Here is a 12,654-nt window from a genome sequence, read left to right on the forward strand (position 1 = left end):
CCCACAGAGACGACGGAATATGACGGGCAGCAAGATCATTGAAGTAGTGGCCGGCGCGTTGATGCGGGCGGACGGCGGTTTCATGCTGGGCAGCCGGCCCGAAGGCAAGCCCTATGCCGGCTATTGGGAGTTTCCCGGCGGCAAGGTGGAGGCGGGGGAGACGGCGCTGCAGGCGCTTAAGCGCGAGTTCGTCGAGGAGATGGGCATAGCTGTCACCGATGCCACGCCGTGGCTGACCAAGACCCACCATTACGAGCACGCCTCGGTGCATCTGCGCTTTTTCCGCATCTGGGACTGGCAGGGCGAGCCGCAGCCGCGGGAGGGCCAGTCTTTCGCCTGGCAACTGCCCGGCCGCTACACGGTGGCGCCGATGTTGCCGGCCAACGGCCCCATCCTGAAGTCGTTGGAACTGCCGCCGCATTACGCGATCACTTGCGCGCATGAGATCGGCGTGGCGGCGCAATTGCAGAAGCTCGCCGAGCGCGACTGGGCGATGGTGCAGGTGCGCGAACCGCAGATGGTGCGGGACGAGCTTGCCGATTTTGTCGCCCGCGCCGCCGCCATCGTCCGGCCGCGCGGCGGCAAGCTGCTGGTGAACGCCGATCCGGCCTGGCTGGCGGGTTGGCCGGTGGATGGCGCGCACTTGAACGGCGCGCGCTTGGCCGCGTGCGAGCGGCGGCCTGATTTTGCCTGGGTGGGCGCGTCGATCCATAGCCAGGCCGAGTTGCTGCGCGCGGGGGAACTGGGCCTGGATTACGCGTTACTGGGCCATGTGGCCGCGACCGCCAGCCATCCGGGCCATGCGCCCTTGGCTTGGGACGGCTTCACCGGCTGTCTGGCGGGCGACGTGCCGTTGCCGGTGTACGCGCTGGGCGGTCTGGCTGCGGATGATCTGCCCATCGCGCGCGAGCACGGCGCGCACGGCGTGGCCTTGATGCGCGGAGCCTGGCGATGAACCGGCAGCAGCGCAAGTGGTTGATCATAGGCGTGGCGCTGATCGCGCTGGCGGCGGTTAAGGCGGGTCTGATCTACTGGTATCTGCACAACAAGCAGTCGAAGCCCAAACCGCAGGCCCTGGCCTGCGCCATGGGCCGCGGCGCCTGCGCCTTGCCGGGCGGCGGTAGTTTGCGCTTCGTCTCGCCGCCGCAACACGGCCAGCCGTTCGAGGTGAGGCTGGAGGGCGTGACGGGCGGCGCCGCGCCGACGGTGGATTTCGCCATGCCGGAAATGGACATGGGCTTCAACCGCTATACCTTTGTCCGCGAGGGCGCTGGCTGGAAGGCCCAGGTGATCCTGCCGATGTGCGTCAGCGGCAGCCGCCGCTGGGTGGCCGAGGTGAAGGTGGGCGAGGCGGCCTATAGCCTGCCGTTCAACGTCAGGTAGGCGTTGGCTGCAATGAAAAAAGCTCCCTCGCGGGAGCTTTTTTTACGCCTGGAGCTTACTTGGCGGCCGAGGCTGCCTTGTGTTCAGCCTTGTGCTTTTGATGCGCGGCGCCGGAAGCGTGCTTCTTGTGCGCTTTCTTGTGCTGGGCCTTCTTGTGTTCGGCCTTGTGTTCCATTTTCTTTTCGGCGGCCGGAGCGGAAGCGGCCGGAGCGGCGAAAGCGGAGCCAGCGAAAGCAGCAGCGATCAGAGCGGTCAGCAGTTTTTTCATGATGTTCACCTTCCTGTGTGACTTATTGGTATCGGCGTGTATGCCCTTTGCCGGGACAGGACCCGGCCATGCTCAGAGCCGGCTGGCGCGGGAGAAGTTCATGAAAATGGGTCAATCTGGATGTAATTTATTGTAAATGTCATATTTTTTTGGGGTCAGCGCAGCCAGTAGCTGAGCAGCACGCCGGCGAAAATCGCGGTGCCGACGCGGTTGTTGTCCAGGAAAGCCTTGAAGCACAAGGCGCGGTCGCGGTGGCGGATGTCGCGGTATTGCAGCGCCATCAGCGCGGCAGCCGCGGCCAGTCCCAAGTAGTAGGGCCATAGCAGGCCCAGATGCAAGCCTATGGCTGCCATCGATGCGAGAAAAAGCATATGGAACAACATCACACTGGCGACATCAAAGTTGCCGAAGGTAATCGCCGCGGTTTTAATGCCGATCTTAAGGTCGTCTGGTTTGTCGGCAATGGCGTAGGCGGTGTCATAGGCCAGTACCCAGAGTAAGTTGGCCAGCATCAGAGCCCAAGCCAGCAATGGCACTCGGCCGGTCTGTGCGGCGAAGGCCATTGGAATGCCAAAGGAAAACGCTATGCCGAGATATGCTTGAGGCATAATGAAGAAGCGTTTGGTGAACGGGTAGCTGGCGGCCACCAGCAGCGCTGGCACGCTGAGCAACCAGGTGAGGTGGTTTAGCGGCAGCACTAGCAGGAAGGACAGAATGGCAAGCGCGGCCGCCAGCAACAGGGCTTCCCTCTCGCTCACCGCGCCGCGGGCGAAAGGGCGCTGGCTGGTGCGCGCCACATGGGCGTCGAAGTTGCGGTCGGCATAGTCGTTGATCACGCAGCCGGCCGAGCGCATCAAGAAGGTGCCCAGGCAGAAGATGGCCACCACCAGCGCATCCGGTTTGCCGTCGCCGGCCATCCAGAGTGCCCACAGTGTCGGCCATAGCAGGAGCAAGGTGCCGATGGGCTTGTCCCAGCGCATCAGCTGCTGGTAGTTGTCGTAGCGGTCGCGGAGCGTAGCAAGCGGCATCACAGGAAATCCTTCAAGGTGGGCAGGAACAGTTCGGTCAACAGCAGCGGCGCGTCGTCCAGCAGGAAACGGCAGCGCCGCGCAGGATACTCTGTTGCCGCCCTGGCGACGGCAGCCGCTTCCGCCAGCGGGTGGCTGGCGGCCAGCAGCTGGTAATGCAGCGCTTCGCGGCGCAGCTGCGGCAGCTCGCCGAACAATGTCAGGCCCAGCGAGCGGCTGCCGCGCAGCAGCACCGGCATCCAGGCCGGACAGTTGTGGCGGGTGGCGCTACGGGCGTATACCACCGGGGTTTCGTCCAAGGTCAGCAGCACATGGCGAGCGTATAGCGGGGCGCCGGCGGGCAGGCCGAGCGCGTCGGCCTCGTCGGCGAGCGCGCGGCTGTCGCCCTGATCGAGCACCTGAACGGCGAAACGGCGGCCGCCGGCCTGCAGGCGCAGGCTGAGCGAGGCGGGTTCGGTCAGGCAATCCCGGATGGGGGCGGGGAGGGCGGGCGGCGCGCAGCGCCATTGAGCATCGTTAACCATGGCGCGCATTATGCCAAAAGCCAAGCCGGCTTGTCGCTATCCGCCAGCGCCGGCTTGCCCTTATCATGCAGGCTGGATGCGTGAAGGGAGGCGGTATGCTGGACCTGTTGTTGTGGCTGCTGGCTTATCAGCTGGCGGGCGAGGCGCTGGCGCGGACGTTGGGCTGGCCCTTGCCCGGGCCGGTGCTGGGCATGTTGCTGTTGTTCGCCACGCTGTGGCTGCGCCGCGCGGTGCCGGCCACGCTCAAGCGCGAGACGCCGCGCTTCCTCGGCCATATGTCCTTGCTGTTCATACCGGCCGGCGGCGCGCTCTTGGCTTACGCGCCGCTGCTGCGGAGCCGGGGCGGACAACTGCTGCTGATCCTGTTGGCCTCCACCCTGCTTACCTTGCTGGTCACCGCCGGCATGCTGAAGCTGCTGCTGCGGGGCCGGCACCGATGACCCCGCTCCTGCCCGCCGCGATTCTGGGCTCGCCGCTGACCGGCGTGTTCGTCACCTTGCTGGCCTACCGGCTGGCGCTGGCGGCGAGCCGGCGCGGCAATGGCCATCCGCTGGCCAATCCGGTGCTGCTCGGGGTGTTGATCCTGTTGCTATGGCTGTGGCTGAGCGGCAGCAGCTATCGGCAGTATATGGAGGGGGCGCGCTTTCTTCAACTGCTGCTGGGCCCGGCCACGGTGGCGCTGGCGGTGCCGCTGTACGGCAATTTGTCTCGTCTCAAGCGCGCCGCCGCGCCGTTGTTGCTCAGCATCTTCGCCGGCGGCCTGGCCGGCATGGCCAGCGCGGCGGGCCTGGGGTGGTGGCTGGGGCTGGATCGGACGGTGCTGGTGTCGCTGGCCACGCGCACGGTGACCACGCCGATCGCGATGAGTCTGGCCGGCGGCCTGGGCGGCGCGCCGGAACTGGCGGCGATGTTCGTCATCGTGTCCGGCATTCTGGGCGCGGTGCTGGCGCCGCCGCTGTTCCGTCGCCTGGGCTGGGACGACGACATGCTGCTGGGCGTGGCCACAGGGGTTACCGCCCACGGCATCGGCACCGCTCGGGTGTTCCACCTCTCCGAAGCCGCCGGGGCCTTCGCCGGCTTGGCGATGGGGCTGAATGGCGTGTTCACTGCGATGCTGTTGCCATGGCTGGTGCGCTGGCTGCAGGTCGGTTAGCATGCAGAGCGCGGTTGGCTTGGCATGAAGGCAAGCCGCCGGCGAGAAAAGGAGAGCGATATGGATTTGATCTTGTGGCGCCACGCCGAAGCGGAAGAGGGCGTGGACGATCTGGCGCGGGCGCTGACCCGGCGCGGCCAGCAGCAGGCCAGCCAGATGGCGTCCTGGTTGCGTCAGCGCCTGCCGGACAATTATCTGCTGCTGGCTTCCGAAGCCAGGCGTTCGCAGCAGACGGCCAATTATCTGGCCAAGAGTTATACCGTGCTGCCTGAGCTGAACCCGGGCGCCGAGGTGGACGAGGTGCTGGCGGCGGTGGGCTGGCCGGATGCCGAGCGCGCGGTGGTGCTGGTGGGCCATCAGCCTTATATCGGCTGGCTCGCGGCCAGGCTGCTGGCGGAGCAGCAACAGATGTGGAGCGTGAAGAAGGGCTCGGTGTGGTGGCTGAACCACCGCGAGCGCAATGGTTATGAACAGACCAGGCTGAAGCTGATGCTGACGCCGGGAATGCTGGAGCCGTGATGGACGAACAGCCCCCACCCACGACGCCCCGGCTTGTCCGGGGCGCCTTCCTTTGCGCGCCCGCCTTATGCGGTGTGCGCCAGTTCCTCGCGCAATTTTCTGCTGACCTGAACCATGGTCGCCAACGCCGCTTCCACTTCCGGCCAGTCGCGCGTCTTCAGGCCGCAGTCCGGATTCACCCATAGCTGTTCCGCTGGAATCACCTGCAGCGCCTTTTGTAGCAGATGGCGGATTTCATCCGTTTGCGGCACGCGCGGGCTGTGGATGTCGTAGACGCCCGGACCGATGGCGTTGGGGTAGCGGAAGCGGCCGAAGTCGGCCAACAGCGCCATGTCCGAACGCGAGGTTTCGATGGTGATGACGTCGGCGTCCAGCGCGGCGATGGCCGGCAGGATATCGCCGAACTCCGAATAGCACATATGGGTGTGGATCTGAGTGGCGTCGTCGACGCCGCGGCAGGACAGGCGGAAGGCCTGGCCGGCCCAGTTCAGATAGCCTTGGCGCTCGGCGCGCTTCAGCGGCAGCCCTTCGCGGATCGCCGGCTCGTCGATCTGGATCACGCGGATGCCGGCGGCCTCCAGGTCTCTCACCTCGTCGTTCAGCGCCAGCGCGATCTGGCGGCATACCTCGCTGCGCGGCAGGTCATTGCGCGTGAAGCTCCATTGCAGGATGGTGACCGGCCCGGTGAGCATGCCCTTCACCGGCTTGGCGCTGAGGCTTTGCGCAAAGCGCGCCCACGCCACCGTCATCGGCTGCGGCCGAGTGATGTCGCCGTAGATGATCGGCGGCTTCACGCAGCGGCTGCCGTAGCTCTGCACCCAGCCGCCGGCGGTGAAGGCGAAGCCGGACAGCTGCTCGCCGAAATATTCCACCATATCGTTGCGTTCGGCTTCCCCATGGACCAGCACGTCCAGCCCCAGCTCCTCCTGGCGGCGGATCGCCAGTTCGATTTCGCTTTCCATCGCTTTTTGGTAATCAGCGGCGGACAATTCGCCGCGCTTGAAGGCGGAACGGCTGGCGCGGATGGCGGCGGTTTGCGGGAAGGAGCCTATGGTGGTGGTGGGCAGCGGCGGCAGCTTGAGCCACGCCTGCTGCCGCGCGGCGCGTTGCGGATAGGGGCTGGCGCGGCGGTCGGCGTCGGCCGGCAACGCGGCGATGCGCTGGCGCACCGCCGGGCGGTGGATCAGCGGACTACCCTGTTTTTGCTGCTGGGCGAAGTCGCTGCCGGCCAATTCGCCGGCGATGGCGGCGCGGCCCCGCCGCAGACCGCGCTGCAGCGTTTTCAGCTCGTTAAGCTTCTGCACCGCGAACGCCAGCCAGGACTTGAGATCGGCATCCAGCTGGATCTCGGCGGCCAAGTCGAAGGGGCTGTGCAGCAAGGAGCAGCTCGGCGCCAGCCATAGCCGTTCGCCCAGTTGCGCATGGGCGGCCTGCAGCTGCCGCAGCATGAGCGACAGATCGGCGCGCCAGACGTTGCGGCCGTCGATGATGCCGGCCGACAGCACCTTGTCTTCCGGGAAACCGGCCAGGAAGGCTTGCAGCTGCTGCGGCGCGCGCGCCAGATCCAGGTGCAGGCCGGCCACCGGCAGCGCCTTGAGCCGTGCCGCGTGCTCCGCCGCGCTGCCGAAGTAGCTCGCCAGCAGGATGCTGGGCGCGCCGGCTTGCAGCTGTTGATAGGCCGGAGCGAAGGCGTCCAGCCAGTCCTGTGGCAGGTCCAGCGCCAGGATGGGCTCGTCCAGTTGCACCCACTCCACGCCGGAGGCCCGCAGCGCTGCCAGCAGATCCCGATAGGCGGCCAGCAGGCCCGGCAGCAGTCTCAGCTTGTCGAAGGCCAGGCCCTTGGCCTTGCCCAGCCACAGCAGGCTGAGCGGCCCCACCAGCACCGGCTTGGTGTGGATGCCCAGAGCCTGCGCTTCGCGCACCTGGCCGAGCAGCCGCTGGGGTTGGGCGCTGAACGCGGTGTCCGCATGCCATTCCGGCACCAGGTAGTGGTAGTTGGTGTCGAACCACTTGGTCATTTCCTGCGCCGGTTGTCCGGCATTGCCGCGCGCCAGCTGGAAGTATTGTTCGGCGTCCAGGGCGGCGGGATCGAAGCCGAAGCGCGGCGGCGCCGCGCCCACCAGCAGTTGCGCGTCCAGCACGTGGTCGTACAGCGAGAAGTCCCCCACCGGCAGCAATTCGACGCCGGCGCCTTTTTGCAGCAGCCAGTGGCGCTGGCGCAGCGCGCGCGCGCCGGCTAGCAGCGCGGCTTCGTCGATCTCCTGCTTCCAATAGTTTTCCAGCAGGGTTTTCAGTTCGCGCTTGGCGCCGATGCGGGGGAAGCCCAGCAGGTGGGTGGTGGTCATGGCTTGTTCCTTGTTCCTGTTGGAACAAGCATCTGTCATTGTACTGTATGATTCAAACTCATTATTTTGTAGTTCAGCATGAATGGAATTAATGATGAGCGTACTGGAGCTTCGGCATCTGAAAAGCCTGCTGGCCTTGGCCGAAACCGGCAGCGTGTCGCAGGCGGCGCAAAGGGTTCACCTGACCCAGTCGGCACTGTCGCACCAGCTCAAGCAGCTGGAGGCGGGCTACGGCCTGTCGCTGTTCGAGCGCAAAACCCAGCCCTTGCGCTTCACGCCAGCGGGCGAGCGCCTGCTGGGCCTGGCGCGCGATCTGCTGGCGCGGGTGGCGGCGGCCGAGCGCGATCTGGCGCGCATCCGTCAGGGGGAGGCCGGCGAAATCCGGGTGGCGGTGGAGTGCCATACCTGCTTCGACTGGCTGATGCCGGCGATGGACCAGTTTCGCCAGCACTGGCCGGCGGTGGAGCTGGACATCGTGTCCGGCTTTCACGCCGATCCGGTGGGCCTGCTGCTGTCCGACCGCGCCGATCTGGCCATCGTGTCCGAGGCCGAACCGCAGGCCGGCATCGTCCATCAGCCGCTGTTTTCCTACGAGATGGTGGCCATCGCCGCGCGCGAGCATCCGCTGGCGCACAAGGCGTGTTGGCAGGCGGCGGATTTTGCCGGCGAGACGCTGATCCATTACCCGGTGCCGGACGAGATGCTGGACCTGCTGCGCAAGGTGTTGCTGCCGACAGGCGTCAACCCGGCGCGGCGCACCGCCGAGCTGACCATCGCCATCATCCAGCTGGTGGCCAGCCGGCGCGGGGTGGCGGTGCTGCCGTACTGGACGGTGCAACCTTATCTGGAGCGCGGCTACGTGGTGGCGCGCCAGGTGGGGGACGGCGGCTTGCAGAGCGAGCTGTACGCGGCGCTGCGCGGCGAGGATGCCGCCCAGGCCTATATGCTGGATTTTCTGCAGACGGTGCGCGATTGCAGTTTCGCCGCCTTACCTGGCTTGTCGCCGCTGTCCAGTTGAACGCCGCGCTGGCACGGCCATGCGGTATTCATTCAGAATGACGCATGACGCATGACGCATGGCGCATGACGCATGGCGCGCGGGCGGGCGGAGGCCAGTTGCCGGCGCCGCTTCCGCTGGGCTGGCCTCGAATCGCCTAGCGGATTTCCGGCTGTGATGGCGCGGGGCTTTATGTCAGCGCAGCTGAAGCAACAGGTAGTAAGCGACGTAAAGCCAGCTGAGAAAGCCGTGAATGATCGCCCAGAGCAGCGAGTGGTTGTGGGACCATGACAGGGCGACGGCTATCAGCGTCCCCAAGGTAAAGCCTGTGCGTGTTGCATTCATGAGCGGGATCCTGGATGGCGAATCGGGATTGGAGTGGGTTATACAATATATGTTGACAGCTTTTAAGCATTCGAACGAAAGATAGATCATTCAATGGGCATCAAACGACTCAACCACGCCGTGCTGTACGTCAGCGATGTGACCGGCAGCGCCGCTTTCTACCGTGACGTGCTGGGCTTCCGCCCCAAGGGCGACGCCGCCTCCAGCCGCGCGGTGTTCACCCAAGCCGCGCATTCCGACAACGACCACGATCTGGCGCTGTTCAGCCGCAATCTGGGCCAGCAGCGCTCGGGCCCGTTCAGCCCGCGCGGCGAGACTCCCGGCGCGCACGAGCCCGCCGCAGGCTTGTATCACCTGGCCTGGGAGGTGGACACGCTGAGCGAGCTCAAGCGCATCCGCGACCAACTTGCCGAGTTGGGCAAGCTGGGGATGGAGGAAGACCACGGCGTGCACAAGAGCGTCTACGGACACGATCCGGACGGCTTGCTGTTCGAGGTGTGTTGGTTTGTGCCGGAGGAATTGCAGACGGCAGCCGACAGGGAGCCGGCGGATGGCCAGCTGGATTGGACGCGCGAGCTGGCGCGTTTCATCGTGGAGTAAAGGTTTCCGGCAGGTAGTGCGCGCGCAGGATGGGCATCTGCCGCCACAGGCAGGCCACTTGGCGCGGATGCTGGCGAGCGTAGCCGGTGCTGAACGCCCAGTAATAGGTTTTGCTCTGCAGCGGCGGCGAAAGCCGGCGGATCTTCAGTTCCGGGTGATGGCGCAGGTAGAGGTCGCCGGCCAACTGGTGCAGCGCGTAGGCGTCGGTGCGGCCGGCCTGCAGCTTGGCGAAATTGTCGGCGATGCCGTGGCTTTCCTCCACCGGAACGCCGCGCGCCAGCAGGTCGCGCCCTATCGACCAGCCCTGGTTGATGCCTACCGCGCCGGAGAGGCCGCTCAGCTGATTGCCATTCCAGCGCAGCGGGCTGTCGTCCCTGACATAAAAAGCGTAACTGAAGGTGGCCATCCGCCGTTCCGGATCGGCTTGCCCCCGACGCAGCGGAAACGCCATCTGGCCGGCCCGTTCGCTCTTGTAGGACAGCAACAGCGCGCTGTCGATGCGGTTCAGCTCGAGATTCTGCACGATGCGCTCGCAGGGCTGGCGCAGGAACCGGCCAGCCAGCCGGCAGTGGCTCAGCGCCGCCTGGGCCAACTCGATGGCGCGGCCGCGCGGCGGGCTGGCGGCGGATGGGTCTTCAATCACGTAGGGGCTGGTGAGCGCGTCGCTGACGGCGATCTGGAGCGGGGCGGCCGACAGCGACAGCGGACATAGACAGGCCAGTGCGAGGACAGAGCGTGGCATGAAAAGAATCGGGTGGAGATTTTGCCCGATTCTATCAATAAATATTGAAAATTAGAGCTTTTTTCAGCGCTGATTGATTAATAATTGTCAGCCGGCATCGCCATGCTCCAGGCCCAGCTCCTGGATTTTGCGCGTCAGCGTATTGCGCCCCCAGCCCAAGAGATGGGCCGCCTCCACCCGCCGTCCGCCGGTGTGGGCCAGGCTGGCGCGGATGCAGCAGCTTTCGAAGCGCCGCGCCAGCTCGTCGGCGATGCCGCTTTCCCCCGCCTGCAGGCGGAGCCGGATTTCCTCCTCCAGCTGCCGGTCCCAGTCGCTGTCTTCGCGGCGGCTGGCGGCTTGGCCGTGCGGTTCGCGCAATTCCGGCGGCAGATCGGCCACTTCCACCGTCTGGCCCGGGGCCATCACGCAGATCCACTGGCACAGGTTTTCCAGCTCGCGCACATTGCCGGTGAAGACGCTGCGCTGGATCAGCGCCATCGCCGTCTCGGACAGCCGCTTGGGCTCCACTCCCAGTTGCGCGGCGCTTTTGGCCAGGAAGTGGCGGGTCAGCAGCGGAATGTCCTCGGGCCGCTCGCGCAGCGGCGGCAGCCGCAGCCGGATCACGTTGAGGCGGTGATAGAGGTCTTCGCGGAACTGGCCGTCGCGCACCCTCTGCTCCAGATTCTGGTGAGTGGCGGCGATCACCCGCACATTGGCCTTGATCGGCGTATGGCCGCCGACGCGGTAGAAATGGCCATCTGACAGCACCCTCAGCAGCCGGGTTTGCAGCTCGGTCGGCATGTCGCCGATCTCGTCCAGGAACAGCGTGCCGCCCTCGGCTTCCTCGAAGCGGCCGCGGCGGGTGGCCAGCGCGCCGGTGAAGGCGCCTTTCTCATGGCCGAACAGTTCCGACTCCAGCAGGTCCTTGGGGATGGCGGCGGTGTTGAGCGCGATGAAGGGCTTGCCGGCGCGCACCGAATGGCGGTGCAGCGCCTCGGCCACCCGTTCCTTGCCGGTGCCGGATTCGCCGGTGATCAGCACGGTGACGCTGGATTGCGCCAGCCGGCCGATGGCGCGGAACACGTCCTGCATCGCCGGCGCCTGGCCCAGCAGCACCGGCATCGCCTCCGGGCTGTCCGGGCCGGCGGCCTGCGCCTGGCTTTCCGTCAGCGCGCGCTCTATCAGCAGCACCGCCTGGTCGATGTCGAAGGGCTTGGGCAGGTACTCGAAGGCGCCGCCCTGGAAGGCGGACACCGCCGAGTCCAGATCGGAGTGGGCGGTCATGATGATCACCGGCAGCTGCGGGTGCTCGGTTTTGACCTTGGCCAGGAATTTCAGCCCGTCGGTGCCGGGCATGCGGATGTCGGAAATGATGGCCTGCGGCGTGGCGTCGTACAGCGCGTTGAGCGCGTCGTCGGCGCTGGCGAAGCTGTCGAAGCCGATGTCGGCGCGGGTGAGCGCCTTTTCCAGCACCCAGCGTATCGCCTTGTCGTCGTCGATGATCCAGACCGGCTTGGTCATAGGGTTGCCTCCTGAGCGTTCTTGTTGGTATCTGTCAGTTCGTGGTTTCGGTCAGCAGGGGCAGCAGCACGGTGAAGCAGGTCTGTCCCGGGCGCGATTCGAACTCTATGCTGCCGCCGTGCTGGTGGACGAAGGCCTGCGCCAGCGTCAGGCCCAGGCCGGTGCCTTCGGCGCGGCCGGTGACCAGCGGATAAAAGATATGGTCGCGGATGTCATCGGGGACGCCGGGGCCGTTGTCGATGATCTGCAGTTTCAGCGCCAGTTGGTGGCGCTTGCGCGCCAGCGTGGTCTGGCGCGCCACCCGGGTGCGCAGCACGATCCTGCCCTGGCCGCGCAGCGCCTGCACCGCGTTGTTGACGATGTTGAGCACCACCTGGATCAGCTGCTCCTTGTCGGCGGACAGCAGCGGCAGGCTGGTATCGTAGTCGCGGATCACCGCCAGTCCCTGCGGATGCTGGGCCAGCGCGATGCTGCGCACCCGCTCCAGCACCTCGTGGATATTGATCGGACCGCGGCTGTGGCTGCGGTGCGGCGCCAGCAACCGGTCCACCAGCGCCTGCAGCCGCAGCGCTTCCTCGGTGATGACCGCGGTGTATTCCTTCAGTTCGGGCCGGTCGGACAGCTCGTGCTCCAAGAGCTGCGCCGCGCCGCGGATGCCGCCCAGCGGATTCTTGATCTCGTGCGCAAGGTTGCGGATCAGCTCCCGGTTGGCCTGGTGCTGCAACAGCAGCCTCTCCTCGTTGGCTATCTTCAGCTGCTGGTCCAGCGGCCTCAGCTCGATCAGCGCCAGGCTGCCCTCGGCGTCCATGTCTATCGGCGTGATCGACAGCGCGACGTGCAGCACCGCGTCGTTGTGCTGCGGCTTGAGCTCCAGATCGTGTTCGATGTAGCTGGCGCCCTGCTGCAGCGCGGTGGACAACGCCTGCTGCAGCGCGGAGCTGGGCTGGAACAGCTCCAGCAGGCTGTGGCGCAGCATTTCGCGGCTGCCCAGCGCCAGCAGGTTTTCGCAGGCGGGATTGACGAAGCGCAGCGAGGCCGCGGCGTCGCAGATCAGCACCGGCGTGTCTAGGAGTTCCAGTCCGGCAAAGCTGGGTATCGGCATGAGGTTCCGGTTTCGGGTGGTCGGCGCGCGCGCATCGCGCATGACATTGCACAGCAATAAGCGGGCCAGCTCCAGGGCGGGCGGGGAGGCGCTGCGATGCGGCGCGGCGGAGCGCAGGTGTCGTAGTTTGCACCAACTTGGTGCAAGT

Annotated in this window: 15 protein-coding genes; 7 read left to right on the top strand and 8 right to left on the bottom strand. The window is 66.2% G+C overall.

The features are described from left to right. The first annotated feature begins 19 nt into the window (after positions 1-19). Together BI344_RS14950 and BI344_RS14955 are read left to right on the top strand one after the other, a co-directional pair. Positions 20-955, top strand: a complete 936-nt coding sequence (locus BI344_RS14950; RefSeq protein ID WP_071113680.1) for a Nudix family hydrolase — start codon at positions 20-22, stop codon at positions 953-955. Beyond that, positions 952-1,383, top strand: a complete 432-nt coding sequence (locus tag BI344_RS14955) for a flagellar basal body-associated FliL family protein (RefSeq protein ID WP_071113681.1) — start codon at positions 952-954, stop codon at positions 1,381-1,383. Before BI344_RS14950 ends, BI344_RS14955 begins: the two co-directional genes overlap by 4 nt. Before the next feature lie 55 nt (positions 1,384-1,438). On the opposite strand, the gene BI344_RS14960 is transcribed toward BI344_RS14955, so the two are convergent. The 3 genes from BI344_RS14960 to BI344_RS14970 all read right to left on the bottom strand — a co-directional run bounded on the left by BI344_RS14960 (position 1,439) and on the right by BI344_RS14970 (position 3,203). Beyond that, complete coding sequence (locus BI344_RS14960; protein WP_071113682.1) at positions 1,439-1,651, bottom strand: hypothetical protein; 213 nt, start codon at positions 1,649-1,651, stop codon at positions 1,439-1,441. Between the two features lie 155 nt (positions 1,652-1,806). After that, entirely contained in the window at positions 1,807-2,679 is an 873-nt protein-coding gene (ubiA, locus tag BI344_RS14965; RefSeq protein ID WP_071113683.1) for a 4-hydroxybenzoate octaprenyltransferase, read from the bottom strand. After that, positions 2,679-3,203 carry a chorismate--pyruvate lyase family protein gene (locus BI344_RS14970; RefSeq protein WP_239690825.1) on the bottom strand — a complete coding sequence of 175 codons (525 nt, stop codon included), beginning with the start codon at positions 3,201-3,203 and terminating at the stop codon, positions 2,679-2,681. The genes ubiA and BI344_RS14970 overlap by 1 nt, the downstream gene beginning before the upstream one ends. Before the next feature lie 95 nt (positions 3,204-3,298). On the opposite strand from BI344_RS14970, the gene BI344_RS14975 reads away from it, so the two are divergent. The 3 genes from BI344_RS14975 to BI344_RS14985 are packed head-to-tail and all read left to right on the top strand — an operon-like array spanning position 3,299 to position 4,875. Further along, positions 3,299-3,643 (top strand): CidA/LrgA family protein, encoded by a 345-nt coding sequence (locus BI344_RS14975; protein WP_071113685.1) that lies wholly within the window; start codon positions 3,299-3,301, stop codon positions 3,641-3,643. Further along, positions 3,640-4,356: an LrgB family protein gene (locus BI344_RS14980; protein ID WP_071113686.1), complete on the top strand. Its 717-nt coding sequence runs from the start codon at positions 3,640-3,642 to the stop codon at positions 4,354-4,356. Before BI344_RS14975 ends, BI344_RS14980 begins: the two co-directional genes overlap by 4 nt. A 60-nt stretch (positions 4,357-4,416) precedes the next feature. Further along, positions 4,417-4,875, top strand: a complete 459-nt coding sequence (locus BI344_RS14985; RefSeq protein WP_071113687.1) for a SixA phosphatase family protein — start codon at positions 4,417-4,419, stop codon at positions 4,873-4,875. Positions 4,876-4,940: 65 nt separating this feature from the next. Here BI344_RS14985 and metE read toward each other — a convergent pair whose 3' ends face one another. Continuing rightward, on the bottom strand, positions 4,941-7,220 hold the full coding sequence (gene metE / locus BI344_RS14990; RefSeq protein ID WP_071113688.1) for a 5-methyltetrahydropteroyltriglutamate--homocysteine S-methyltransferase: 2,280 nt from the start codon (positions 7,218-7,220) through the stop codon (positions 4,941-4,943). Positions 7,221-7,311: 91 nt separating this feature from the next. Here metE and BI344_RS14995 point away from each other — a divergent pair, with 91 nt between their 5' ends. Beyond that, positions 7,312-8,238: a LysR family transcriptional regulator gene (locus BI344_RS14995; RefSeq protein ID WP_071113689.1), complete on the top strand. Its 927-nt coding sequence runs from the start codon at positions 7,312-7,314 to the stop codon at positions 8,236-8,238. Between the two features lie 174 nt (positions 8,239-8,412). Here BI344_RS14995 and BI344_RS24600 read toward each other — a convergent pair whose 3' ends face one another. Further along, positions 8,413-8,562: a hypothetical protein gene (locus tag BI344_RS24600; RefSeq protein ID WP_167359403.1), complete on the bottom strand. Its 150-nt coding sequence runs from the start codon at positions 8,560-8,562 to the stop codon at positions 8,413-8,415. A 93-nt stretch (positions 8,563-8,655) separates the two neighbouring features. Between BI344_RS24600 and BI344_RS15000 the strand changes: the two genes are divergently transcribed. Beyond that, complete coding sequence (locus tag BI344_RS15000) at positions 8,656-9,162, top strand: VOC family protein (protein WP_071113690.1); 507 nt, start codon at positions 8,656-8,658, stop codon at positions 9,160-9,162. Here BI344_RS15000 and BI344_RS15005 read toward each other — a convergent pair. The 3 genes from BI344_RS15005 to glnL all read right to left on the bottom strand — a co-directional run bounded on the left by BI344_RS15005 (position 9,149) and on the right by glnL (position 12,506). After that, the gene (locus tag BI344_RS15005; RefSeq protein ID WP_071113691.1) at positions 9,149-9,904 is read right to left on the bottom strand and encodes a substrate-binding periplasmic protein; all 756 of its coding nucleotides are present in this window, start codon (positions 9,902-9,904) and stop codon (positions 9,149-9,151) included. The two genes, BI344_RS15000 and BI344_RS15005, sit on opposite strands and share 14 nt — an antisense overlap. Positions 9,905-9,991: 87 nt before the next feature. Beyond that, positions 9,992-11,404, bottom strand: coding sequence for a nitrogen regulation protein NR(I) (gene ntrC / locus BI344_RS15010; RefSeq protein ID WP_071113692.1), 1,413 nt, complete (start codon positions 11,402-11,404; stop codon positions 9,992-9,994). A gap of 34 nt (positions 11,405-11,438) precedes the next feature. Further along, a complete protein-coding gene (glnL, locus tag BI344_RS15015; protein WP_071113762.1) occupies positions 11,439-12,506 on the bottom strand; it encodes a nitrogen regulation protein NR(II) in 1,068 nt (355 codons plus the stop codon). Between the last annotated feature and the right edge of the window lie 148 nt (positions 12,507-12,654).

The organism is Chromobacterium sphagni (assembly GCF_001855555.1).
GTDB lineage: Bacteria > Pseudomonadota > Gammaproteobacteria > Burkholderiales > Chromobacteriaceae > Chromobacterium > Chromobacterium sphagni.